The 25,747-nt window shown below is 59.6% G+C and carries 19 protein-coding genes; 11 read left to right on the top strand and 8 right to left on the bottom strand.

What is annotated here, in order from left to right:
• Positions 1 to 110: 110 nt before the first annotated feature.
• Positions 111 to 1,529: a chromosomal replication initiator protein DnaA gene (gene dnaA, locus AC20117_RS07355; protein ID WP_101632705.1), complete on the bottom strand. Its 1,419-nt coding sequence runs from the start codon at positions 1,527 to 1,529 to the stop codon at positions 111 to 113.
• A gap of 428 nt (positions 1,530 to 1,957) precedes the next feature.
• On the opposite strand from dnaA, the gene rpmH reads away from it, so the two are divergent.
• The 8 genes from rpmH (at position 1,958) to AC20117_RS07315 (ending at position 7,803) form a co-directional block, all read left to right on the top strand.
• The gene (gene rpmH / locus AC20117_RS07350; RefSeq protein ID WP_003800212.1) at positions 1,958 to 2,095 is read left to right on the top strand and encodes a 50S ribosomal protein L34; all 138 of its coding nucleotides are present in this window, start codon (positions 1,958 to 1,960) and stop codon (positions 2,093 to 2,095) included.
• A gap of 74 nt (positions 2,096 to 2,169) precedes the next feature.
• Positions 2,170 to 2,553 (top strand): ribonuclease P protein component, encoded by a 384-nt coding sequence (gene rnpA, locus AC20117_RS07345; RefSeq protein ID WP_074700280.1) that lies wholly within the window; start codon positions 2,170 to 2,172, stop codon positions 2,551 to 2,553.
• Positions 2,550 to 2,957: a membrane protein insertion efficiency factor YidD gene (yidD, locus tag AC20117_RS07340; RefSeq protein WP_074700281.1), complete on the top strand. Its 408-nt coding sequence runs from the start codon at positions 2,550 to 2,552 to the stop codon at positions 2,955 to 2,957. Before rnpA ends, yidD begins: the two co-directional genes overlap by 4 nt.
• Before the next feature lie 6 nt (positions 2,958 to 2,963).
• Entirely contained in the window at positions 2,964 to 3,929 is a 966-nt protein-coding gene (gene yidC / locus AC20117_RS07335) for a membrane protein insertase YidC (protein ID WP_074700282.1), read from the top strand.
• The gene (locus AC20117_RS07330) at positions 3,926 to 4,486 is read left to right on the top strand and encodes a Jag family protein (protein WP_074700283.1); all 561 of its coding nucleotides are present in this window, start codon (positions 3,926 to 3,928) and stop codon (positions 4,484 to 4,486) included. The genes yidC and AC20117_RS07330 overlap by 4 nt, the downstream gene beginning before the upstream one ends.
• A 42-nt stretch (positions 4,487 to 4,528) precedes the next feature.
• On the top strand, positions 4,529 to 5,164 hold the full coding sequence (gene rsmG / locus AC20117_RS07325) for a 16S rRNA (guanine(527)-N(7))-methyltransferase RsmG (RefSeq protein ID WP_074700284.1): 636 nt from the start codon (positions 4,529 to 4,531) through the stop codon (positions 5,162 to 5,164).
• 219 nt (positions 5,165 to 5,383) lie between these two features.
• On the top strand, positions 5,384 to 6,364 hold the full coding sequence (locus AC20117_RS07320) for a ParA family protein (protein ID WP_418202240.1): 981 nt from the start codon (positions 5,384 to 5,386) through the stop codon (positions 6,362 to 6,364).
• A gap of 77 nt (positions 6,365 to 6,441) precedes the next feature.
• On the top strand, positions 6,442 to 7,803 hold the full coding sequence (locus AC20117_RS07315; RefSeq protein ID WP_074700285.1) for a ParB/RepB/Spo0J family partition protein: 1,362 nt from the start codon (positions 6,442 to 6,444) through the stop codon (positions 7,801 to 7,803).
• A gap of 5,805 nt (positions 7,804 to 13,608) precedes the next feature.
• On the opposite strand, the gene AC20117_RS07305 is transcribed toward AC20117_RS07315, so the two are convergent.
• The 6 genes from AC20117_RS07305 to AC20117_RS07280 form a co-directional block, all read right to left on the bottom strand.
• On the bottom strand, positions 13,609 to 14,796 hold the full coding sequence (locus AC20117_RS07305; protein WP_074700287.1) for an N-acetylmuramoyl-L-alanine amidase: 1,188 nt from the start codon (positions 14,794 to 14,796) through the stop codon (positions 13,609 to 13,611).
• Positions 14,797 to 14,801: 5 nt separating this feature from the next.
• A complete protein-coding gene (gene trxA / locus AC20117_RS07300; RefSeq protein ID WP_074700288.1) occupies positions 14,802 to 15,128 on the bottom strand; it encodes a thioredoxin in 327 nt (108 codons plus the stop codon).
• 26 nt (positions 15,129 to 15,154) lie between these two features.
• Entirely contained in the window at positions 15,155 to 16,138 is a 984-nt protein-coding gene (trxB, locus tag AC20117_RS07295) for a thioredoxin-disulfide reductase (RefSeq protein ID WP_074700289.1), read from the bottom strand.
• A 145-nt stretch (positions 16,139 to 16,283) separates the two neighbouring features.
• Positions 16,284 to 17,963: a hypothetical protein gene (locus AC20117_RS07290; RefSeq protein ID WP_074700290.1), complete on the bottom strand. Its 1,680-nt coding sequence runs from the start codon at positions 17,961 to 17,963 to the stop codon at positions 16,284 to 16,286.
• A gap of 90 nt (positions 17,964 to 18,053) precedes the next feature.
• Entirely contained in the window at positions 18,054 to 19,721 is a 1,668-nt protein-coding gene (gene murJ, locus AC20117_RS07285) for a murein biosynthesis integral membrane protein MurJ (protein ID WP_074703155.1), read from the bottom strand.
• Between the two features lie 301 nt (positions 19,722 to 20,022).
• A complete protein-coding gene (locus tag AC20117_RS07280; protein ID WP_170837947.1) occupies positions 20,023 to 20,547 on the bottom strand; it encodes an NUDIX hydrolase in 525 nt (174 codons plus the stop codon).
• A 101-nt stretch (positions 20,548 to 20,648) separates the two neighbouring features.
• Between AC20117_RS07280 and AC20117_RS07275 the strand changes: the two genes are divergently transcribed.
• Positions 20,649 to 22,151: a CCA tRNA nucleotidyltransferase gene (locus AC20117_RS07275; protein ID WP_074700291.1), complete on the top strand. Its 1,503-nt coding sequence runs from the start codon at positions 20,649 to 20,651 to the stop codon at positions 22,149 to 22,151.
• Positions 22,148 to 22,783: a histidine phosphatase family protein gene (locus AC20117_RS07270; protein WP_074700292.1), complete on the top strand. Its 636-nt coding sequence runs from the start codon at positions 22,148 to 22,150 to the stop codon at positions 22,781 to 22,783. The genes AC20117_RS07275 and AC20117_RS07270 overlap by 4 nt, the downstream gene beginning before the upstream one ends.
• Here AC20117_RS07270 and AC20117_RS07265 read toward each other — a convergent pair.
• Positions 22,764 to 23,987, bottom strand: a complete 1,224-nt coding sequence (locus tag AC20117_RS07265) for a DUF418 domain-containing protein (protein ID WP_074700293.1) — start codon at positions 23,985 to 23,987, stop codon at positions 22,764 to 22,766. The genes AC20117_RS07270 and AC20117_RS07265 overlap by 20 nt on opposite strands.
• A 665-nt stretch (positions 23,988 to 24,652) precedes the next feature.
• Here AC20117_RS07265 and AC20117_RS07260 point away from each other — a divergent pair.
• Complete coding sequence (locus AC20117_RS07260) at positions 24,653 to 25,081, top strand: hypothetical protein (protein WP_074700294.1); 429 nt, start codon at positions 24,653 to 24,655, stop codon at positions 25,079 to 25,081.
• Positions 25,082 to 25,747 lie beyond the last annotated feature (666 nt).

The raw sequence follows: 25,747 nt of genomic DNA, 5'->3' as shown, positions 1-25,747 counted from the left end.
CCACAGCTTTATCCACACCTGTTAATTTCGAAAGACTCCGTAGACCTGAAAGAGAAGCTTCAGAAATCGGCTAGGGGTTTGAAGGTGGTTGGGGAGTGGTCTTTTAGCTGTTAGCTCTCGCGCTGTTGCTGCTTGATGAGGTTGGTCAGCTCGGTCACCTGGTTGTAGATGGCACGTCGTTCAGCCATGAGCTCCCGGATCTTCCGATCGGCATGGATGACGGTCGTATGATCTCGGCCACCAAGTTCCTGGCCGATCTTCGGCAGTGACATATCCGTCAGCTCCCGGCACAAGTACATAGCGATCTGCCGGGCGGTCACGAGCGTGCGGGTCCTCGACTTACTGCACAACTCCTCCAGACTGAGTTTGAAGTAGGCCGCAGTCTGACCCAGGATCGTGGTCGACGTGATCTCTTGTGCGCCGTCGTCGGTAATTAGATCCTTGAGGACGATTTCTGCCAAGCCCATGTCCACGGCCTGACGGTTCAAACTTGCGAAGGCAGTGACACGGATCAGGGCGCCTTCGAGTTCGCGGATGTTGGTAGAGATTTTGGATGCGATGTACTCAAGCACCTCATCAGGGACCGATAGTCCCTCGCTGATGGCTTTCTTGCGCAGAATCGCGATTCGGGTTTCCAACTCTGGAGGCTGGATGTCGGTCAGCAGACCCCACTCGAAACGTGAGCGCATCCGTTCCTCGAACCCGGAAAGCTGCTTTGGCGGGAGATCCGAGGTGATGACCACCTGTTTGTTGTGGTTGTGCAGCGCGTTGAAAGTGTGGAAGAACTCTTCCTGCGTCGCATCCTTGTTAGCCAGGAACTGGATGTCATCGATGAGGAGAATGTCCACGTTGCGGTACAACTGCTTGAAGCTTGCGCCTTCATCGTCCCGAATGGAGTTGATGAAGTCGTTCGTGAACTCTTCGGAATTTACATAACGGACGCGGATCCCATTGTAGAGATGCCGGGCATAGTGCCCGATCGCGTGGAGCAGGTGGGTTTTACCCAGCCCTGAGTCACCGTAGATGAAGAGCGGGTTGTAGGCCTTTGCGGGAGCTTCGGCCACGGCCACGGCAGCGGCGTGTGCAAAACGGTTCGATGAACCGATGACAAAGGTGTCGAAAATGTACTTCGGATTGAGCCGGCCGAATTCATGCGAAGTGCTCGGCGGAGTGGGTTGTGCGCGTACTTCGTCACCCGCGCTGCTGGCCGGCAACGGGGCAGCTTCCGGTTCGGGTTCCGGTTCCGACTCCGTGACCATGTCGGTATCCACAGAGAATGCACAGAGAATCTCGTCCTGGAAGACATCGCGGAGGGCATCCTGCAACGGCTCCTTGAGCTGCTGGGATTGGAAGACTTCCCTAGTGAGTTCATTGGGAACAGCTACCAACAGCGTCGTTCCGATCAAGCCCTTGGCTTGGGCGAGGACTACGAAACCTCGCTGCCGGGGACTGACTCTGTCGTCCCGTTCCAAGGTGCGAACCACCTTACGCCAGGAGCTTCCGACGTCGTTTATCTGGTCCGTATCCACCGAAAACCCCTCAAATAGCAGTAATGCAAATTCCTCCACTTCCCGTTTTACCGGATCCAGGACCTTCATCCACAGAGTTATACACAGACGTGGATAAAGTGCTCTTGCCAAGAGTAGATGATGATTCTGGTAGAAGATAGCCGGAAAGTGGCCTGGGTGAACTAATGCGGCGGCCGCCGTGGAAAGCTGCTGACAGGAGGTTGTCCACAGGTGCTTATCCACACCGGTGGATATCAACGGCAGGGTGCTGGTTTGACGGAACACCGTTCTAACCCCTACCGTTATGTAGTCCTTCGTGTCTGCTTTGTGCATACCCCCATGCCTTTTGTGAGGTTGCCAGAGCAGATGCCCAATAGAGCGTCCGCCTGTTACTTCCCCTTGTTGCAACGGGCTGAGGCGCATCTGTCGATCGTCTTGGAGTAACCACCGTGAGCAAGCGGACTTTTCAGCCGAATAACCGCCGTCGTGCCAAGAAGCACGGCTTCCGCCTTCGCATGCGTACCCGCGCCGGCCGTGCCATCCTGGCAGCGCGCCGCGGCAAGGGCCGTACCGAACTGTCGGCCTAACCAGCTGCCGTTTGTCGAATCCGGCTGCTTTGTCTTTCAGCAGCCGCGCAGCGGGATAGGCAGCTTTCACTATCATGCTGTCCAGTAAAAACCGGATGCGCCTTTCGGCAGATTTCTCAACAACTGTACGTTCCGGCGCCCGCTCTGGGCGTCGGAACTTAGTGTTATACGCGGTTCCCACTGCCTTGGACCAGCCGAGCACTTTCGGCTTTATCGTTTCCAAGGCCGTGGGGAACGCTGTAACCCGTAATCTCGTTAAACGGAGACTGCGGGAGATCGCGGTGCACAGTCTCAGGGCTTATCCACAGGGGCTTTCTGTTGTCGTCAGGGCATTGCCCCCGGCAGCGAACGCAGATTTCTGCGCTCTGAGCAATGACTACCGCAAGACATTTGCAGCAGCGACGTCAAAGTTCCGCGCGGCACCGCCCGCGGCCGAGCAGAGAGGACCCGCCGAATGAGCGCAACAAGCCATTCGCCGGTGCAGCCTCCTGCTGCTGCCTCTTCCTCCGCGGCGCGCTTTCTCTGGGCCTTGCCGCAGAAGTCGCTGATCGGATTGCTAAAGGCATACCGAAAAGTAGTTTCTCCTGTATATGGACAAGTGTGCCGGTTTTTCCCCTCTTGTTCGGCCTACGCGCTGGAAGCGGTGACCATCCATGGAGCCGTAAAGGGAACCTGGCTTGCGGTGCGCCGGCTTTCGCGTTGCCACCCCTGGAACGACGGCGGCGTCGATCACGTGCCGTTGTCCCCTTACTATGAGCGTCTGCTTCGGGAGAATCCCGCTGGAACGCCACGGATTATTGTGCTGAATCACCCGGAGATTCCGGCCGACGATGAAGGCCGTCCAAGCGGCCCGAGGAGCTAACGAGTAATGGACTTCCTGAACACCATACTTTTCCCATTCATGTGGGTGGTCTCATGGATCATGCGGGCGTTCCACGATCTGTTCACCACCTTGGGAATGGATGCGGCGAACGGCTGGACCTGGACGCTGTCCATCGTTGCTCTGGTGCTCGTCATCCGGGCTGCTCTCATCCCGGTATTCGTCAAGCAGATCAAGGCACAGCGCGGAATGCAGGCGCTCCAACCGGATCTCCGTAAGCTTCAGCAGAAGTACAAGGGTAAGACGGACCAGCTCTCGCGCCAGGCGATGACGCAGGAACAAATGGCCCTGTACAAGAAGCACGGCACCAACCCATTCTCGGCCTGCTTGCCGATGCTGATCCAGATGCCCTTCTTCTTTGCCTTGTTCCAGGTATTGAGCCAGGCATCCGGGGCTAGCGACGAAGGCCGCGGTATCGGTGCTTTGTCCGCCCAGGACATTCAGCAGTTTGATGCCTCCACCATCTTCGGCGCACCCCTATCCGCCTCCCTTCTTCACGGCGGCGGTGGCGAGAACCAGGTTGCCGTCATCGTGCTGTCGATCATCATGATTCTGGCGATGACTGCCTCGCAGTTCATCACGCAGAAGCAGATCATGTCGAAGAACATGTCCGAGGAAGCACTCGCCAGCCCGTTCATGCGCCAGCAGCAGATGATGCTGTACATCCTGCCCCTGGTGTTCGGCATCGGCGGAATCAACTTCCCCATTGGTGTTCTCATCTACTGGACGACCACCAACCTTTGGACAATGGGCCAGCAGTTCCTTGTGATCAGGCGGATGCCCACCCCCGGTTCGCCCGCTGCCAAGGCCTTGGCTGAACGCCGTGCAAAGAAGGGGCTGCCCATGCTCCCCCTTCTGGGTGAGAAGAAGTCCGAGGAACCGGCCGTCGAGGCCCCGGCTGCCACCAAGGTGCAGCGCCCGCAGCCCCAGCGTAAGAACAGGAAGAGAAAATGAGCACCGAGAGCGTCTCCGATACATCTGCCGACCAGTCAGCTCTGGAAGCCGAGTCGGAAGAGTCGGCCACACAGTCCAACAACGCGAGCCGTTTGGAAGAAGAAGGCGACGTAGCTGCGGACTACTTGGAAGAGCTGCTCGACATCGCCGACATTGATGGCGACATTGACATCGAAGTCCGCAACGGACGCACCTACATTTCGATCGTTTCCGAAGAGGACGACAATGATGCTCTTGAAGCATTGGTCGGCCGTGATGGCGAAGTCCTGGAGGCACTGCAGGAACTCGCAAGGCTGGCCGTCCTGACGTCCACCGAGAACCGATCTCGACTTGTCCTTGATATCACCGGCTACCGGGAAGAACGTAGCGTCGAACTGCACAAGATCGCCCAGGACGCCGTCGCCAAGGCAAAAGAAACCGGCGAAGAGGTGGCATTGGCACCGATGAGTGCTTATGAGCGGAAGATCGTCCATGATGCGGTGGCCGACCTCGGGCTGGCCAGCGAGTCGGAAGGCGAAGGAGCCAACCGCCACATCGTCGTCTCACTGGCTTCCTAATCCTGCCGGCCGCTGGCCTGACCGACATATCGAGGTATATACGTGGTTGAAATAACGCCGAAAGAGAAGGCAGCGGCGTTGTCGGTATTTGGAGACCGAACAGCGCTAGCAGAACGTTACGTGCAGCATTTGGCAACATCGGGCATGGAACGTGGCTTGCTGGGTCCCCGTGAAGTGCCGCGTCTTTGGAGCCGACACGTGCTGAACTGTGCGGTCGTAGCGGAACTGATCCCCTCCGACGCTTACGTCGCGGATGTCGGAAGCGGGGCTGGCCTGCCCGGACTCACATTCGCCCTGGCTCGGCCCGACCTGCGGCTCACACTGATCGAACCCCTGGAGCGCAGGGTGACTTGGCTGAACGAAGTTATCGACGACCTAGGCCTAGACAACGTCGAGGTCCTACGCAGCCGCGCAGAACTAGCCGTAGGGCAGGTCAAAGCAGATGTTGTAACGGCGCGAGCCGTATCTGCGCTGAACAAACTGGCACCCCTGACGATTCCGCTCTTGGAAGGCCACGGGCAAGTCCTAGCCATCAAGGGGAGAAGCGCGACAGAAGAGATCGAGAAGGCGGCTAAGGTGATCCGCAAGCTGGGCGGCACGGACACCTCTGTTGTGACGGTTGGGGAAGATCTCCTGGAGGAACCCACGACCGTCGTCCGCATTGTGGTTGGCCGCTGACTCCTCCGCTGACGAATAACCCACACCCTGCGTGGGGTCGTCGTCATTCTGGAGTGCCAGCAGATAGTCTAGAGTCACTAAAGCCGGAGATAAGGGAAGTGAGCGAGTTCTGGTGGGTTTGGGAGACGAGCGCTCTGCGGGACGCAGCTTCACTTCATCACGGGACCGGCTCCGAGGCTGGTTTTCTTCGTTCACTCAACTCATAAAGGTCGATAATTAATGACTAACATCGAGGTTTCACGTGAAACATCGGCTATCGGTGGCACGGAAATGAAGGTCGAGTCGACGGTTCCCAGCGTTATGGATTCGATCGATGAAAGCACACCGTTGGCACGTGAGCTTGCCAGCGAGAACCGGCGGCGCGAAAGGCTGCAGGGACGCGAGTTGCCGAAACCTAGCGAAACCCGGATTCTTACAGTAAGCAACCAAAAAGGTGGCGTCGGTAAGACAACGACGACGGTGAACATCGCCGCTGCCCTGGCTGCCGCTGGGCTGAACGTTCTGGTCGTGGATATTGATCCGCAGGGTAACGCCTCGACCGCTCTCGGCGTCGAGCATCACGCGGACGTGGACAGCATCTACGATGTCCTCATCAATGACCTGCCGCTGGCTGACGTACTGGCTCCTTGCCCGGACATCAAAAACCTCATCGTAGCCCCGGCTACTATTCATTTGGCTGGCGCGGAGATTGAACTCGTTTCGCTGGTCGCCCGGGAACAGCGACTGCGTCGCGCCATAGACGTGTACGCGAAGGAGCGGGAAGCCGCGGGTCAGGAACGGTTGGACTACGTCTTCGTCGACTGCCCGCCGAGCCTGGGGCTGCTCACCGTCAACGCTTTTGTCGCGGCGCAAGAAGTTTTGATTCCTATCCAATGTGAATACTACGCATTGGAGGGGCTCAGCCAACTCCTCAGCAACATCGAGATGATTCAGAAGCACCTCAATGGCGACCTGGTTGTTTCAACGATTCTCCTGACCATGTACGACGGCCGAACAAACCTGGCTGCGCAGGTTGCCGCGGAGGTACGCCAGCACTTCCCGGATCAGGTTCTGGGTGCTGTGATTCCTCGGTCCGTGCGTATCTCCGAGGCGCCAAGTTACCAGCAGACAGTCATTACTTATGATGCATCCTCCAGCGGTGCTCTGTCTTATCAGGAAGCAGCAGCAGAAATTGCCGAGCGCGGGCGGCAATCCAAGTAACTCCAACTCTCAACGGTAGACTTAGCTCCTAGTCATAAAAATGCTCGCATTCGCGTGCATTCAGGAAGGATCCCTTGATGAGTGAGAAACGCCGCGGTTTGGGTAGGGGCCTGGGTGCGTTGATTCCGAATTCACCTGTAGCCACAGAAGAGAAGAATTCCGAGCCCAGTCCGGCAGCTGCACGACGTGGCCGCCCGGTTGACGTTTTTTTCCCGGCAGCTTCCCGTCGCGACGAAGACAACTCGCCATTCCTGAATACCCAATCGGAAAGAAGCGGTGCCTCTTCAGCAGCGCAGGTTGCTGAGGTGCTTCGGGGACCCCGAAAAAACTCCCCGTCTGCGCGCAAACCCATGAAGAAAACTTTGGCAAATCCGTCTCCGGACACGGATAGTGCGGACGCAAAGACTGAGACGGGGCCGGACTCCTCAGCTAATAAGAATGAAAAGCCAGTGGTTGCTCCCGCGGAACCTGAGGCAACGGCAGTAGCTCCGGATGGGTCTTCTGCCCCAGCAGTGGCAGCCGATGAGTCTGACGCAACCACACTGGAGACGGTTGAAGCTGTCGAACAGCCGGCTGACCCGGAAGTCGATGATGATGTTTCCCGTGAAACGCTTGTAGAGGTGCCAGGGACGACGTTCGCTGAAGTCCCCATCCTGTCCATCCACCCTAACCGGAAGCAGCCGCGCACGGTCTTCGATGAAGAAGACATGGCGGAATTGGTGCACTCGGTCCGTGAGATCGGCATCCTGCAGCCCATTGTCGTCCGACCATCGAGCGAGAGTGGCGAATATAGGTATGAACTGGTCATGGGCGAGAGGCGCTGGCGTGCCTCGCAGGAAGCCGGAATGGAGACCATTCCGGCTATTATCCGTTCGACAACCGATGACGATCTACTCCGGGATGCGCTCCTGGAAAACCTGCACCGGAGTCAACTGAACCCGCTTGAAGAAGCGGCTGCATATCAACAGTTGCTGGAAGATTTCGGATGTACGCATGACGAGCTGGCTGATCGTATTGGTCGTTCCCGGCCCCAAGTCAGCAACATGATCCGACTCATGAAGCTGCCCCCGCTGGTGCAACGTCGTGTAGCAGCAGGTGTCTTATCTGCCGGGCACGCGCGCGCCCTGCTCGGGCTTGCAGATCCCGCTGAGATGGAGAAGCTCGCTCAACGGATTGTTGCTGAAGGATTGTCCGTTCGAGCAACTGAGGAGATCGTCTCACTAAGCGATGGACTTCGTAGGCCAAAGCGGGAATCAAAGCCTCGAGCTGGCGCACGTCATGAGCGTTTAGACTATCTCGCCACATCCCTATCTGATCGGCTAGATACAAGCGTAAAGATTACCCTTGGCGCAAAGAAGGGCCGGGTCAGTATTGAGTTCGCCAGTGTGGATGACTTGAACAGAATCATGACTGTCCTGAGTCCAAACAACGACGGATAGTCCAGTACCCAATAGACGTCTGGGAGGGTAGGTTCCGCAGTCAAGCGGTTCCTACCCTTTTGGCGTATGTGCCTTTGTATTCGGCTAAGTCACAAGGTTTCGGTGAAGCCGAACCGGGCAGTCTCGGCTTAGGTGTAGTTTCACGTGGAACGCGGAATCCCTGATGGAAAAGACTCCTTCATTGTTTGCTCATCATCCAAGCGGCGCTGTTGAAGGTTAGCCGCTATGCAGGAGGAAGCTGATGAACCGAGCACTGAATCCCCGACGCCATGAAGATGGCCGGAAAGCGCACAACTACCAATGTCGTGCTTGCTGGCGGATAGCCCTGGTCGGTACCGCTAGTCCACGTTATTGGTACAGCTCTTCCACATAGTTGGAACTGCCGTCATTTCTAGCTGCTCGTCTGACGGAGCCGCAACGTATCGGGTGTTGTCGGGTTCTGTTTGGGAAGCCTTGATGGGGAACCATAGAGTGATCATGCAGTTTGCCCTTGAGGAGCGTAACTACGATCAGATCGTCAACGATCTCTGACAGGATCGCCGCGGACTCCACCGTCAACCGCCTGGCTAACCATTCGCGGACGATCAATGTCGAAGAGGTAGACACGCGCCGGCTACGAAGTCATTGGACCAAAGCCGAAAGCACTTCTGGCAGTAAACACCCCTGAGCTGCAGACTGGCCGGAAAAAGCCGCCGGCAACTTTCTGCTAGTAGCAACTCCGGAGAAAGCGGTACCCACGAGAAACAGCCGGCCGGGGTCTCATCGACTGCCTTGTCGTGGTCGTGCAGAGTGCGGGGACTGGTGGAGCGACGTCTATATCGAGGCGTTTGCGGACACTACGAGACCTTTCAGAAGTTGGCATCGCGAGGACCGCAATCATTGGTTTTACGAAGTCGGTCGCGGAGAATGTCTGTGTACTAACGAATGCCCCGCTGTGCCGGGGTCGAAAGCCAACGTGGTGATCGAAGGACTGCGGCAGGTCGACGTGGTACATACCAAGGATCGCATCGACTCCATTGTCAATAAGTGCATTGGCGGCGGCCACTATTGAGGAGTGGTTGTCGAAATCAGGTGGCCAACTCTTCTGCCGCATGTACTAGCGTGTTCCACGTGAAACCGAGAAGGCAGTTTGACGTCGTCGCCGACACAGTATCGGTTCAGGAATGGCTTCACGTCCTCGAGATGACGGTCCCCGATAGGGACGTATCTCGCAGTGTGACCACTCATCCATCTCCGCGCAGAATCCAGCAGAGAAATTCTCATGGAGTGTTATCCCGGTTGGGTTCAGTGGCTCGCGCTACACAAAATGTGTTGGCACATCGGCTTTAAAGAGTGACACTCTGGTACTTACGCTGCATGGGAGCCTGAGAGGTTAGAGAATTTGCCTTACGTTGTTCCGTCAGCAGATGGGGCCACGTTAGATGAACGCATTCCCCTCAAGCAGGACCTGCGTTTCACGTGAAACCCGTGGGTCCGTTACCGTGTAGCTGACATGCGAAGAATGCCGTTAGGCGCGAGAGGCCACGGATTCCGTCGAGGGCCGATAGAACATTGTGCATTGACGGCAACAGTATTCTTTCAGTTTCTGCTCTGGAGACTTAGGCTGCCACTGACGGTCGGTCGAAACTGCCGTGGCCTCGCGGATCCTGCAATGACCTGGTTCCTTGCCGCACTCGTCAGTGTCCTGAGGCGACAGCGCTGGACGCTCGCCCGTTCAATCGGTCCTGCATCGATCGGGCAGGACTGGCGGTCTGGAGTATGGGTAAGACCTAATAGTCGCCGGCCGGGGCTCCGCCTCGCCTGTGGAGTTTGAAGGGATGTTGATCCCCACTGTATACGAGTAGGTGCAGGTCTTCCTCACTATCTGGCGGCAGTATCGGAACCGGCGATGCTTCAGGTTGGCGTGCTCACTGTTAGCCAGATCCTGATGATCATCTAGTTCGCGGGCTGCGGTGGTGGTTCTCCTCACCACCTAAGGGAATCCGAGTCTAGGCCGGCGGCCTCAGGGCTCTACTGGTATTTCATGTAGCGTCGCTGACCGTTTCGCTTCGGGCTTCGTACAGTTCAACACGGCCACGATGAACTATTTGCGGAACCGCCTATCGATGCTGATTCACGTGAAACGTGTGGTGAGTATGGCTTGCGCTGCATCTTCAGGCGAACATAGGCGCCTACACGCCGAAATCTGGAGGGACGCCGCACTATAACCACACAGATTAGCTGCGATCCCATCGTCTGGGCTGAGGGTCCGTGGGCCGGCGAGGCTTTGAAATGCGTCCGCATGCAGCAGGCACATCGCTCTGCGTCTGTGTCTCGGCCACGTTGTAGCCTCTACGGCCAAGAGGGCGCACGGATGTAAGACCTCATGTCACGAACGGTTTCACGTGGAACAAGCACCCAGCGGCTAAGCGCAAGCGATTGAACATTTAAAGAGACGTACTGCTGCCTATGCTCATCCGATCTCACAGCATGGCATGAGATCGCAGAGCTATCCAGGCTCACCAGTTGGGCTTGGAGCACAGCTGAGAGCTGTCGCGGCTATAGCGCCTTGGCATATGGTCAAAGATGAGCGGCAGTATCCGAGTATCCAACCCTGCCAGGACGTGGTACCCCAAGTCCCGATCGTCAATGCTTTGGCCTCCTCGTCTCCTGTCATTGTGATGGCGATACCAGAGATTCTCGTTGGCCCAGGCATTGAATGTTTGTCGTCCCCAGTATGGTGCCAGCGAGCAAGTATAGGGGCAGGCTCTGGAGACACACACACCCTGGTCCTATTCGGAATGCCACCGATTCGACCTCCGGCCCAGTGAATGCGGACGCCATCTTGTAGGGTAGGTTCTTCGAAACGTAGCAGTAGTTGCAACGACGGTGTACGGCTGTATATATAGGAACCACGTGAATCGGGATGAGCTCCCCACAAGTATCAGGAGGACATCTCTGCCTCAGTTTCACGTGGAACTTCGTTATGCAGTATAGGACAGGTATGGTGTTGCCTGTTCGAGAGCAGCTTTCTGCTCTGGAACGACAATTCAGCTTGGATCTCGCACTCTAGCGCCGCGCACTAGAGCCCCGTCCCGTTTACCGGTTCATGGCAGCCCGCAGGTCGTTCGGATCCGCCTGATTGTAGTGGCGAAGGAATGCCAGTTTGGCGCAAGCTAGAGTTTCACGTGGAACAAGCACCATACTTGTGGGAGCGAATCGGTCGCATGCGCGGAGGCCACGGCCGAATTTCCACGTCGGGTGGCGGAAGGAGGAGATACCCCCGCTAGACAAAGAGGCGGTCGTGGTGAATTCCTAGGTCAATCGCAGGTGTCATTGCCACTTAGCTTTCGGTGAAGTGTCCTCATATTTGAACGACTGTTATGCAATTTTGCCGGCATCTGTAGAGACGTATGCCGGAACACTGAGCGGAACTTCTCGTGAATGCCATTTCGTGGCAAGCTTCGGTCTCCGCCCACGAGGCTATCCCGAAAGCAACGCACGTTTTGTGGGCACAACCGCCCAATGGGCAAGCGATGTCCGGACATCATTTCTGCAATTGCAGGTCCGGGGCGGGTGTATTTTGGACCTCCGACTAACGTGTGCGCGGTTGTCTTGTGGGACAGTCACGATCGATAACTGATACCAGCCGCAGTTATGTGCATATATGATGTCGCGTTCACGGTATTCCGTCTGTGCTTCATCACCAGGAGCCCTATTTCCTCCTTGGCTTGGGCGGCACCGCAGCGAGCCGGGCCCCCTTTGGCTGATGGCGGAGTCGGGTCCATGGACCCCGGGAATGTTGTCCCGTTCGGGGAAGCTGTTCCACGTGAAACGACGACGGCAAGTCGAGCATTCGATCCGGTAGTGGAATCATTCACCCCTCCATCTAAGGGCGGCTGCGAGGACAACCGTTTGAAGAAGGCATCAGACGGTGCCTAGCTGCTGGATCTTTGATGAAACAGCGATCACGAGGAACGACCGTAGGTATCAACAACCGTGAGCCGTGGGTACTGGCAGTTCAAATTGATTCCGCCGACGGTCCAGGGGGCTTTGTCTTCTGCAGCGAGCCAGTCTGCCGTAGGGTCTTATCACACTGCTTCTAGCGGAGCGTCCCAAGCGGGCGGGCGCGAGTCGGCGGCCACCAGTACTGCGCATTGCTGGCCCCTCACCGATCATCGCGGCGCCTCCCCGTAAAACCCCGGCGGTTGCTTGGACGATCGAAGAAGTTGGCGACCGCGTCGGGCTGCCCTACGGACCAATACAAAGAAATCTCGACATGCCTGCCCTGCCGTCGACGACACGGAATCGTGGTGGATCTGTTTCACGTGGAACCTCCGCGAGCGGCGGACATCCGATACTCTCAGTCCTCCTTGTGGTGTTGCGGCACGACAAGTAGATGCCCGGAAGCACAACTGTTGGATGCACATGATCGGGGCCATCGGTGACCTAACGCCGTTTCCCCGAATATGAGTCTGACTATCCTGGGCGAAAGGGCTTGTTGGAAACGGAAGCATCTATACGGCACCGATAATCTCCGGAAGTGATAGCGCGGCTTTATCTCTGCAGGGTCTTCTTCCGAAGAACAAGACGTCAGGCCGTGAACGGATATCGACATTCTTGGCAGTTAGGCGACGTCGGCTCGGCCTGTCGGAGGCTTCCTCACCTGCAGCATCGACTAAATGCCAGCAGTGACCTCTTCGCAGTCCTGACCAACCTTGATCAACAACCCGCTAACAACTATCAGCAACGAGCTACTCCGTAGCAGCATTGTGGAGCGGATCGCTTTTCGCGCGTAGTTGGGCAGGGCACTACCGGTTTCATAACCGGTGATAATGAGAGCCAGTAGTCTCCAGGCGAGGAGCCACTGGCTCTCAACGCAGCCCATCGATTTATCTCGTTTGTGTAGCGGCCTGTTCGCGCATGTTGTAGGTGCCGGTTTCATTGCAGATTGTGTCGCGGCTCCATCCTTGGTAACACAGTTATCGACATACTCGCCGTGCAACAGTTTCAAGGTCACGCCGACTCGGACCAACTGGTGGTGGACATGTTCCATGTCAGCTGCACATATACACTCTCACTGCTCCTCGTGGCCTGGAAACAAGAGCGAATAGACCTCTTGATCGGGCTCCTCCCGGACGTCATCCCATGCGGAACTCCTTGGACCACGTGCCCTCACATGGTGGAAGGAGCCTTACGTGTATGGCTTTGAACGGCACTATCAATGGCGCTGAACAGTGATGGTTAAAAGAACGTCACTGGCTCTTATTCGCACTTACAGCGACCCTCCAAGAGGAAATACTCATTAGGCAACTGGTTTAGCGATTACTGGGCCTAAAAGACTTCTAGGTGATCTCGATCGGGAGCGGTTAAGAGCATGACCCGACCGGTACCGTGTCGATGGATAAGCAGTCTCAATGATGGACAAGCAGTATTAAACTGCACCACCGGTTCCAATAGTCCCTCGAATGACGAGATCATCAGATCGGACAACTATAGTTCCCCTGCCCGGCCGACGCGAGGATTGCGGGACATACATTTGTCGCATTTGTCGCGGCCTACTCCTAAAGCGGCCGCATCGCCACTCCCGAATTTACAGGACAATCCGCAGCACTTTCCCGCGGTCCTTAGGAGTTGAACTTTGGATCATAGGCCCTGACTACGCGAGGGGTTCCCCTTCAGGGAGCTGAGCTGCGGAGGCAGCTGGTACCGGCAACGGCGAACTCAGCCCCGAGTGGACGGCATGATGCTGGGAATACAATCGAAGTCCCTAGGGAGAGCTTTACATCCGTGACTGCCAGGCAGCGTTTCACGTGAAACTCTGGTCTAGAGCTCAGGGTTGAACCGCAGCACGTCATCAAGTGCCAAGGTACCTGTCGGTTCGTCATCCTCTTCCAGCAGGTAGAGCCGCTGGATTGCTATAACGATGGCATCAGCCAGTATCTGGCGGAACACAGGGTCGGCTAGTCTTGCTGCTTCGTCAGGATTGCTGAGATAACCGATGTCGAGTTGGATCGACGGAATGCTTGTCAGGCGCAGGATGTCCCAACTGCGTCCGTGGATCCCCAGGTCTGTTGCTGTTGTCCGAGCAAGAACTTCCTTAAGGATTAGTTCGGCGGCGCGGTGACCGATTGGAGAACGAATTTCTCCTGTTTCTGGTTTGCCCCAATAAAAGGCCGAGACCCCATTAGCTAATGGCTGATCCAACGAATCGCAGTTGATTGAAATGCTCAAACTAGGAGATGCCTGCCGGATCAACTGAACCCGGTTGTCTGTTGCCTTCTCCGGTTCGGCAGCCACAACAGTTACTTCTGCCCCGAGGCCGGAGAGTATGCTCTCAACGCGACGCATCACGTCGGATGCGACTAGTTTCTCCGTCAAAGGACGGCCGCTGGCCTTGTCTGCTACGGGGGACTGGAAAGAGGTTCCGCTACCGGCGGTCAGGCAAACAACGCGGCCCTTGAGCGCTGCGGAAGCCTGGTTCAGCCGTTCATAGTCCCTGAGCGAGAAGGCCTGGCTCGGACTAATGCTGCGGTTCACGCGCGCCATCGCTCCAATGAGCGGGGCATCGGCTACGCCGCTGGGTTCAAGGCCGAGGTTCTGCTGGAGTTCCCGTACGGCGAGATGAGTACGTTGGCCGAACTCGCCGTCTATGTGGCCGTAATAGAACCCGAGATAGGACAACTGGCGTTGCAGCTCCGATACATCGTCTCCCCGCGTGTGGTCGATGCCCTGTTGCCAGAACATGGGCCGGTCGCCCAGGTTGTACTGTGCTTCGCCCAGTGCCCTTAGCGTTTCTGGACCTGCCACGCCATCCACCATGAGCCCGCGGTTCTGCTGGAACGTACGGACGGCAGCATCAACATGGTCGTCAAAAACCGTCGGGTCATTAACCTGATCCGGTGCCAGATACGCCATGGAAATGCCGGCGCGCAGCAGCCTTTCTCTCAGGGCCACCACGCGCCGGCTGGTATCCGAACGGCGCAGACTCTGGTCTGCAGCGTCGTTATCCATAATTTCTAGCCGAGGAACTCAGCAAATTCCTTCTCGATAACCTGCTTCGGCTTGGCGCCGATCGAGGTGGCGGCCACCTTGCCGTCCTTGAAGACGTAGACAGCGGGGATGGACGTGATGCCGTACTGAGCGGCGGTAGCAGGGTTGTCGTCCACATTGAGCTTGACGACCTCGACCTTGCCGGCATGCTCTGCGGCAATATCGTCCAGGATGGGCGTCAGCATACGGCAGGGGCCGCACCATTCGGCCCAGAAGTCGACGATGACGGGCTTGTCGGACTTCAGAACGTCGGCGTCGAAGCTGGCATCCGTGACATCTTTAGCGTTGCTCATAATAATTCTCCTTCTGAACAGTTGGATTAGACGGTTGCCGGTTCGGCTACCGGAAGTTCGGCATCCTCAAGGGAAGCGAGGTAGTGTTCGACGTCGATGGCTGCAACGCAGCCGGAGCCGGAAGCGGTGATGGCCTGGCGGTAGGTCGGGTCAATGACGTCGCCGGCCGCGAAGACGCCTGCGACAGACGTCCGGGAAGACCGACCGTCGACGGCGATGGTGCCTTCGGCTGTCAGGTCCAGTTTGCCTTTGACGAGATCGACCCGGGGATCATTGCCGATGGCGACGAAGACACCAGTCACGGGCAGCACGCTCTCGGTCCCGTCAACGGTGTCCGTAAGCCTGAGTGCCGTCACCTTGTCGGTACCATCGATACCGGTGACTGCAGAGTTCCACTGGAACTTGATCTTTTCGTGGTTCAGCGCCCGGTCCTGCATGATCTTCGAGGCGCGCAGGCTGTCCCGACGGTGGACGACCGTGACCGACTTTGCGAATTTGGTCAGGAAGAGCGCTTCCTCCATGGCGGAGTCCCCACCGCCAACGACGGCGATGTCCTGGTCCTTGAAGAAGAAGCCGTCGCAGGTGGCGCACCAGCTGATGCCGCGGCCCGCCAGGCGCTTCTCATCTTCCAGGCCCAATTCGCGGTAGGCAGAGCCGGTGGAGATGACGACGGACTTCGCGGTGAACGTCTCGCCCGTGCCGATGGTGACCTTCTTGATCGGGCCATCGAGTTCCAATTCGGTGACGTCCTCAAACAGGATTTCCGTGCCAAAGCGCTCGGCCTGCTTCTGGAAGGTGTCCATGAGATCCGGCCCCATGATGCCTTCGGGGAAACCCGGGTAGTTTTCGACGTCGGTAGTGTTCATGAGTTCACCGCCGGCCTGTACGGAACTGGCGATCAGCAGGGGCTTCAGGTTCGCACGTGCCGTGTAGACAGCTGCCGTGTAACCAGCAGGGCCGGAGCCGACGATGATGACGTCCCGCACGGACGTGGTGGTATCTGTGCTCACTGCTTGTGAACCTCTTCCTGTTTTTACGGTGTCATGCCCGGATAGAGGCCGGTCCTGACCGGGTCTAGCCAACTGTCACAACGAGCGGAGTGCCAAGCTTATTCCGTGCCGGGCGCCGCGGGGCACCCGGCACGGCTGGAAGCGATCACGAAACTTCGATCTCCGCCATCCGAATACCAAAGGGCGGACCGCCCTGGGGATTGGAAAGCCTGGGCAATTGGGTGAAGTTGATGATGACGTACTCTGCCTTCGGCGCGGCGCCTTCATCTTCCGGAACGGGGATGGTGGTCTTCTGCGCGGTGAAGCTGCCCTGGGCGACCTGCCGGGCACCCTCCAGCGTCGGGGAGTCGTTGAGCATCACCGAGAAGTTGCCGCCGCTGCCGCTGAGCTGCGTCAGCTCGATGGTGCTGATGCTTGAGGACTCCTCGAGTTCGACCACCAGTGCCATGTTGGAGGCATAACCGCCGAACTGGTCCGACTGGTACTGGAAACTGGTCCAGTACGTGGCGGGGTTTCCGTCGATGGCCTCCGGCAGGCTACCGTCGTTTTCCGCGTCGAGACTGGGCATGTCGGGCACCAGCCGTTCCAGGCCGGCAATTACGGGCTCCACTACGGCATCTTCGGCGGGAGCAGTCTCTGCGGCGCCCGTCTCACCCGGAGTGGCCGGCGCGGAATTGTTCTCTTCCGTATTTTCGCCTGCCACGGGGCCGCCGCGGAACAGGTTCAGCTGGTTGACCGCGATAACGACGGCGATAATCAGCAGAACGGCAAGCAAGCCGCCGATCAGCAACCGCGAGGTTTTCGGGCTGTTGTTCTCGTCGTCGTCGTACTCGTCGTACTCGTAGTCTTCTTCGCGCGACCTCGAATTGCCGCGGGCTCCGGCGGGGAACATCGAAGCCGCGCGGACGTACTCGTCTTCCTCCGAACGGGCATCGCGCGCCGGCGGGGCCGGTGCGGCAGGTTCGGCGGCAGGCTGATAGGAGGTTTGCGGCCGGTCCTCGTAGTAATCGTTGTCCGACCAGAGGCTGACCTTCGGGGCTCCGCCTTGTTCCCGGTGTTCCGTCCGCGGCTGGTCCACCGGTGCGGTAACCGGATGATTGTTGTCGTCGAAGAACTGCGGCGGCGACTGGGGCGGCGGGGGGACGCTGCCTGCACGCGCGGAGCTGTCTGCCGGGGGACGATCGAAGTGGGTTGTACGGTCATCGGCCGTACCGGTTCCCGAGTAACCTGCGGCTGCGGCGCCGGCTGCCGCGCCTGCTGCTCCGGCACCGGCCGCTGTACCGGCACCCGGGCGACGGCCGAACAAGGGCTTGGCGCTGCCGTCGTTGTTTGAACGGCCGATTTTGGGCAGGTCCAGCTTGTTCAGGCGGTCGCGGAGGCTGGTGCGAGGCTCGTCGTCGTACTCTTCCTCGTAGTAGTCATCCTCGTCATAGGTCTCCGGCTCGCGCGAGCGGGCCTGGCCGAAGATCTCCGAGCCGAGGGTGTCAGTGAAGAAGGGCTCGACATAGGGGGCGGCGTCCTGCTGGATGACCAGGTCCAGGAGGTCCGCCGCCTCGGCCTGGTTGGTGATGAGGTACGTGTAGCCGTCCGTGATGCCCAGGTCCAGGACCTGCACGCTGCCGGCACGCTCGCCCGTGGCGATCTCGCGGGCGCTCATGGCGGCCTGGCTGGCATTCTCCGGCGCGGCGACGAGGATGCTGACCGGTCGGTTGAGGACCTGGTCCACGCCGTTGAGCACCAGGTCCTGTTCGGCGGACGCGAGGATCTGCGCGGTGACCTTGTAGCGGCCGCCGAGCAAGGTCCCCACATCTACTGGTTGCGGCACGTGTTCCTCCAGGCGGAATAGTTGGGCGTTTGGCGCCCTGGACGTTTGGTTTACATGCTACCGGTTGGCACCGGCTGGCTTGCGGTTCTGTTAACCGCGCCCCGGTAGCCGGCTGAGGATTGGTTGCAGGAAATCGTGGAGTTCGGCCACCCGCAGGGCCTTGAGCAGGAGCAGGTAGGCCAGCGCCATGACGATGCCGCAGACGGCGATGGTGACGATGGCGGTGAAGATCGAAACCATGGCGAAACCGCCGGGCTGGTACCCGCCGAACAGCCAGAGCGCTGCTGCGCCGGCGAGACTTGCGCCGAGGGCGGCGTAGCCGATCCGAATGTAGCTCTCCGCGACCTGGCCGGCGCCGTAATCGCCCACCCGACGGACCGTGAAGAAGTGCGCCAGCAGCGCCGACAGGATATGGAAGACGGCGAACAGCACCGCCAAGCCGAACACGATCTCGGTGGCGGGCATTAGCTGTGCCATGACCAGGGCGATGACCACGCAGGTGCCGGACAGGATGGACTGCATGACCAGCGGCGTCTTGGCGTCCTCTTCGGCATAGAACACGCGGCCCAGGAAGAAGTAGATGCTCATGAACGGCATCGCGGCCCCGAGGACGGCCAGCAGTTGGCCCATCGCGGCGGCCGAAGCGGGGGCGGTCGGGCCCGAGCCGGCGAAGAGCCGCGCCAGCGGTCCGGCCAGCACCACCATCACGGCGGCGCCGAACATGGTGGCCACGCCGATGGTCCGCAGGCCCGAGTTCACGGTCTGCCTGACTTCGTCGAGCTGCCTGTGGGCCTGGGAGCGCGAGAGCTGGTTGAACAGCACCGTGGCGATGGAAAGTACGACGACGGAGTGCGGCAGCATCGCGATCAGGGTCGCGGTATTAAGAGCGTACTCGCCGGCAACCCCGGCCCCGGAGCCCTCCACTTCCTGGCGCCCGGCCGTGGCGCTGGAGGCGATGGTGCCGTACAGCAAGTACGCGGAGTTGCCCACCACCATGGTGCCCAGCGTCCAGCCGGCCACCTTGCCCGCGCGGCCGAGTCCAATGCCGCGCCAGCCGAACTTCAGCTTCAGGCCGAGCCCCAGCCGGCTCAGCGGCCACAGCAGCACCAGGGCCTGCAGGATGATTCCCAAGGTTGTGCCGCCTGCGAGCAGCAGGGTCTGCTCCGAAGTCCACGCTTCGGGGCTGTCCGTGGCGCGGGAGAAGGATCCGAACAGCACGATGTAGAGGACCAGCACGCCGATGGCCACCACATTGTTCACCACTGGCGCCCACATGTACCAGCCGAAGCGGCTCTTCGCGTTGAGGACCTGGCCGACCACGGCGTAGAGCCCGTAGAAGAAGATCTGCGGCAGACACCAGAGCGCGAAGATGGTGCCCAGTTCGAGCATGCCCTGCGTCCAGTCCCGCGTCAGCAGGCGGATGATCGGTCCGGCCAGCGCCGTCACGACCAGCGTGATGGCGGCCAGCACCAGCAGCGTCAGGGACAGCAGGCGCGAGATGTAGTCGGCGCCGCCGTCGTCGTTGTTCTTGCTGGCCTTGATGATCTGCGGAACCAGCACCACGTTGAACACCCCGCCAGCCAGCAGCAAGTAGATGATGTTCGGAATGGTGTTCGCTTTTTCGAAGATGTCGCCCATGGTGGTGTTGGCACCGATGGCGACGGCGAGCAGCGACGTGCGCACGAACCCGAGGACGCGCGAGACCAGGGTCCCGGCGGCCATGACGGCGCTGGCGCGCGCTGTGCTTTGTGTTTCCATGTCAGACATCGCTGTCTATCGTCTCACTTGGCGGGGCAGGATCTGTTCAGCGAACGTCCAGCAACGCGGCTGTGGCGGGATGTGGGGTGGTTGCGGCTTCTGCCCGGCGGCTGGCCCGGTGTCACACGGGAACAACCGAAGTGTGATCGGGCAGCTATCGCATCGTCACTCGGCAACCATCGAAGTGTGATGGGCCGGTCATCGGAGCGTCACCGGGCAGTTACCGGGCGATCATCGGGGCGATGATGTGAGATAGCGAGGCTTCTTCGGGACCTGACAGCGCCGTCGTCGTGCTTATCGCTTAGAGGTACCCGGGCAGGACTTCGCGGGCTAGGTCCACGATCCGACGCTCGTTCGGGAAGGACAGCTTCCGGCCGAGCTCCGCCAGCGGGATCCACGCAACGTCCACGGCCTCGTGGTCCGGATCGTTTTCGATGGTCAGCTCGCCGCCCGTGGCCTTGAGCAGGAAGTGGTGGACCGTCTTGTGCACGCGGTGGCCGCTGACCGTAAACCAGTAATCGATGCTGCCGAGGGTTGCCAGCACGTCGCCCTGGATGCCGGTTTCTTCCTCGATCTCGCGGATCGCGGCTTCGGCGTTGGTCTCGTCGCCCTCCGGGTGGCCCTTGGGCAGGCACCATTCGAGCCGGCCGCCGCGGTTGAAGCGGGCAATGATGGCAACGCGGAATTCCTTGGTGGAAGTGTCCACCACAACGCCGCCGGCCGAAACTTCCTCCACGGTGGGCAACGAATGGTGTCCGGGCGCGGCACTGCCCACTGACGCTGTCAGTGGAGTGCGCTTCGGAGCGCTCGGGACCGGATGTGCCATGCAGTCCACTCTAACGATTTTTAATCGAGTGCTGTGCCCGGAGGACATGGCGCGGAGATTGTTAAACATCGCCCGCGTGTTTCTGGCACCCTTAAATCACTATGGTTCACCTTTTTGGCTCGGCAAGTAATCCCGAGACGTCCGCCCTGCCGTTGCCCGAAGTTGTTGTCGAACTGGGTCAGCTTTTTGTCGACGCCGGGCACGAGCTTTCCCTGGTCGGCGGGCCGGTGCGGGATCTCTTTCTGGGCCGCGTGTCGCCGGACCTGGACTTCACCACCGATGCGGATCCGGATGCCACCATCGCCGTCATCCGCAAATGGTGCGACAACTTCTGGGAAATCGGCCGCGCCTTCGGCACCATCGGCCTGCGCAAGGGCGAGCACACCATCGAGATCACCACGTACCGCGCCGAGGCCTACGATCCGGATTCCCGCAAGCCTGTGGTCGCCTTCGGCAAGTCGCTCGAGGACGATCTTTTCCGGCGCGACTTCACCATGAACGCCATGGCGCTGCGCCTGCCATCGCTGGAACTGGTCGATCCCTACGGCGGCGTCAAGGACCTGCACGCAGGGGTGGTGCGCACCCCCGGTGAGCCTTCGGCGTCGTTCTCCGATGATCCGCTGCGCATGATGCGCGCCGCCCGCTTCGCCTCCCAGCTCAATGTCACCGTGGCGGACGAGGTGGCCGCGGCGATGACGGACATGGCCGAGCGGATCGAGATCATTTCTGCGGAGCGTGTGCGGGACGAGCTGACCAAGCTGATCAACGGCAAGGACCCGCGGACCGGCATCGATCTGCTGGTGGAAACCGGCCTGGCCGAATACGTGCTGCCCGAGGTCTCGGCGCTGAAGCTGGAGATCGACGAGCACCACCGGCACAAGGACGTCTACCAGCACTCGCTGACCGTGTTGTCGCAGGCGTGCGAACTGGAAACCGACGACGACGGCGCAGTGCCGGCTCCGGATTTCGTCCTGCGTTTTGCTGCCCTGATGCACGACGTCGGCAAACCGGCTACGCGCCGGTTCGAACCTTCCGGCGCGGTGAGTTTCCGCCACCATGAAGTGGTCGGCGCCAAGCTGGTGGCCAAGCGGATGAAGAAGCTGCGCTTCGACAACGACACCATCAAGGCCGTGGCCCGGCTGGTGGAACTGCACATGCGCTTCTACGGCTACGGCGAGGCCGGCTGGACCGATTCGGCCGTGCGCCGTTACGTCAACGACGCCGGCCCCCTACTCGAACGGTTGCACCGCTTGACCCGCTCGGATGTCACCACCCGGAACCGGCGCAAGGCGGAACGGCTCGCGTTCGCCTACGACGACCTGGAACAGCGCATCGCCGACCTGCAGGAACAGGAGCAGATGGATGCAGTCAGGCCGGACCTGGACGGACAGCAGATCATGGCATTGCTGGGCATCAAGCCGGGTCCGGTGGTCGGCCGTGCCTACAAGTTCCTGCTGGAGGAGCGGCTGGAGAACGGCCCGCAGGATGCCGAGGTCGCGGAACGGAAACTACGGGCCTGGTGGGCGGAGCAGCCCGAGGCAGCTGCTGACAGTACCAAACCCTTGGATGCTACTGATGCTGCTTCAACAAAGGGCCTGTCATGATCGAAGCGGCGGATGCCCATGACTTCCCGAAGCTGTGGCTGGTGCGCCACGGTGAGACCGTGTGGTCAAAAAACCATCAGTACACGGGCCTGACGGACCTGGAGCTGACTGAGGATGGCGTGCAGCAGGCCGTCGCGGCAGGACGTAAGCTGTCAGGTGTCAAATTCTCGTCGGTACTGACGTCCCCGTTGAAGCGGGCGAGAAGAACCGCGGAACTGGCCGGCTTTCCCGATGCCGAAGTGGTCCCCTATGCCCACGAGTGGGACTACGGTGACTACGAAGGCCAGCGCAGCGTCGACATCCGCAAGAAGGATCCTTCCTACCTGATCTGGACCCACGGGGTGGTGCGCGGAGAGACACTGCAGCAGGTGTCGGACCGGGCCGACCACGTCATAGCCAAAGTGCTGGACACTCCTGATGCTGCCCTGTTTTCCGGGAGCCAGCAGAATTCGCCGTCGTTGCGGCAAAGAAACGTGCTGCTGGTGGCACACGGGCATTTCCTGCGCGTCCTCGCCGCTCGCTGGCTCCAGCTGGAGCCGATCGAGGGTCGGCGCTTCGTCCTCGAAACAGCGGCAGTGTGCAATCTAGGTTGGGATAAGAAGACGCCAGCGGTCACTGGCTGGAATATTTAGGCGCCGAACCCAGTGTCGGTTTCCGCCAGTACGTTGCGGCCCGCAACAGGGCTTCCATCGGGCCGTAGCGGAATTTCCTGACCCACCAGTAACTGAGCAGCAGCTGCGCCAGGAAGATCAGGGCGGCGATGCCGAGCACGCCGAGCGGCGGCACCTGATCGGTCAGCGAGAGGCCGAACCCGGTAAAGAGCAGAAGCATCAGGACCGACTGGCCAAGGTAGTTGGAGAGGGCCAGCTGGCCCGCGGGTGCCAGCGCGTTGCGCACCGCCCGGCCGAGCCGGGTGCGGAACAGCAGGAGCAACAGTCCCACATAGCCAGCCGTCAGCAGCGGCCCGGTCAGGGTCGATATCCCAAGGCCGACGACTTGCAGCCCGATTCCGCCAACATACTTGACCAGGTAACCCTGCAGCAAGGCCGCGGCCAGCCCGATCGGGAGGGCGATGCAGACCACCATCATCAGCGTGCGCCGCGAGAGTCCTTGCTCAATGAGCCTGTTCTTCGCGCACGCCAGTCCAGCGTAGAACGCACCGAGCGCGATCGGCCCCTGCAGGAATAGGGCGTTGACCAGCGTCATCGGATACAGCGAGATGTTCTGGGCAAGAACGGCCGCCGGGCTTCCGGCGAGGTCGAACGCAGGGGGCAGTGTTTGGAGGTCGGCCTCTCCGAGTGTCGGCTCCACCGCTGCGGTCAGCAAACCCAGCAGCAGAATGATCAGTCCCATGGCTCCGATGAGGATGCCGGCGGCAACAGCGGCGGCCCGGGCGGAGATCATTCGGGTGCCCAGCAGGACGAGGCCTACGAGTCCGTACGTCAGCAGGATGTCGCCGTGGAACAGGAACAGCCCGTGGAAGAGGCCGATGATGACCAGGCCTGCAGCGCGGCGCAGCGTGCGGGGCACCTCGGACTGGCCGGCGGAAACCGCGGAGGCCCACTGGAGGACAAAGCTGTAGCCGAAGAGGAACGAGAACAGGATGTAGAACTTGGCTTCGAAGAAAACGCTGACGGCAAACCTGACGGCCACATCCTGCGCAGACTGAAAATCCGGATTGGAGTTGCCGGTCATGACAAAGGGATCTGCAAAGAACCAGATATTGACGCAGAGGATTCCCAACAGGGTGAAGGCCCTCAGCGCATCCAGTTCAACGACGCGCGAGGCGGTGAGTTGGGGATCGGGAGCGGTGTTGTGGGGGACTACGTTGTTCATCCTGATTCTGCTCCATCGCGCGACGTGGCCTGCCTCTGCGGCCAGTCTATTAATGGGTCAACCGGTGAGAGTCCATCTTGCGACGTATTTTCTGGCCATTAGCGTCTCTGGTGAGCCCCGCCGTCGTTATTCGTCGGCGTGTTGAAGGAAACACGCCGCTGAAGAAGAAGTTTCTCAAGAAAGTTCCCAAACACGCTGGTCAAAGCAGTCCGTTCGTGGGTATGTTAAACGAGTCCGATTGATCTTTCTCAATCACGAGCTTATGTCGGGCATTGTCTCTATTGGCGCACTAGATGAAAGGGAGGTGGGTTCCGTGAATATTTTCAAGACGCTCGGCGGCGTATTTACCGCCAAAGTCCGCCCCGCCTCCGCCATTTCTGCGCACTAGATTTCAGCTTCTTGGGCCGGTTTCTGTCTTAAACCGCTTTCCCTAAGAACCACCGTATCTCTACCGCTCCTTCGCGCGGTGGCCTCACGTCAATCGTTGAGGACCTTCGCCATGAGCACCTTCGCAGTAAATGTCGCACGGGCACAGCCCGCTGCTGTCTGCATCCCGAAAAACCCTGCATCGCCAAAACGTTCTGGCAGTCCAGGACTCGTGTCAGGATCACGAGTCCCTTTGACGGTCAGTCCCGGTTGATAACCCATCGAAAGAGGAAGCACTCATGAAACCGCTGGATTCAGCTGTTTTACCCGCTCCGGAAAGGTCACTCCGGCCGCCTGAACAAAAGCAGGAATCCGCAGAGCCGCAGGTTGTCCTGTCTGCAGAACCGATCGCAATGTCACCGGCGGATTCAAGGTCCGACGGGCAAAATGCGGGCCACGGTGAGCTGATCACCGCCGGCAGCCTGCGGGACCTGGACGGAACAAACGCGTTCGGACCTACTGCCGACGACGATGTCACCGCCACCGACTCTGCGCGCGCCGAAAACATCATGCCCAACTACCTGGCCCAAAAGGAGGTGAGCGCAATGATCCGCAAGCTACGCCAAGGTGCCTCACTGTGGAAGCGAATACAGAGCGTGCGCATCGACGAGCAGCGGCTGGAACAGGTCCGCGATCAGATGATGAGCAATCAGCAACTGATCCGCTGAAGGGCCCTTACTGGTGACCCGGTTCCAGCGGATCGGCAAGTTTCGAAGCAGATTTGGCGGGCCGTGTCGCCACAACAACAAGGCAATGCACGGATGCCGATCAGGTGACTCTGGTCGGCATCCGTGCGTTTGTGTTCAGTGCGTTCTCGTGGGGCAGTGTTTGGTGCCTGCCGGGGATTCTTCCTGAAAAACCTTTGACAGCAGGGGGGTAACGGGGGCGGAACACTACGGCCCTTGCGGCAGGCACATGTCGGCAATCCGCTGGCGCAGTTCCAGATACGCCTGTTCCGCCCGGGTCCGCCCGACGGTACTCATCGCATCCACAGTGCCGGGCCTTTCCCTCGATCCAGCCGGCCGGCGACCGGTAAAGAAGGTTCCCGGGAATCGAGTGGGCTATGTGCCGCACCAATCGAGCAAAGATCCATAAGTGCTGGCATGCCCTGTCACAACAGCACGTTCTACTACATCCAAGCTGACCCTAGTTGCCCATATGTCTGGACGGCGACGAGCTGCCGCTGCTTTCATGAAATCGCCATTGCCGGCGTCTCTCCGACGGGGATGAAAGGAGGGAAGTTGCGCCGTTTAGCGTCCCACACTGTCACACCTACGCGCACTGCATCGTCAAGGCATTTATGTGCCCTCGGGTCGCGTCTTTAAGGGGTTGAC

This window comes from Arthrobacter crystallopoietes (assembly GCF_002849715.1).
In the GTDB taxonomy this organism is placed as follows: domain Bacteria; phylum Actinomycetota; class Actinomycetes; order Actinomycetales; family Micrococcaceae; genus Crystallibacter; species Crystallibacter crystallopoietes.
The sequence above is the reverse complement of the archived record's forward strand: the minus strand, read 5'-3'. Positions and strand labels throughout refer to the sequence as shown.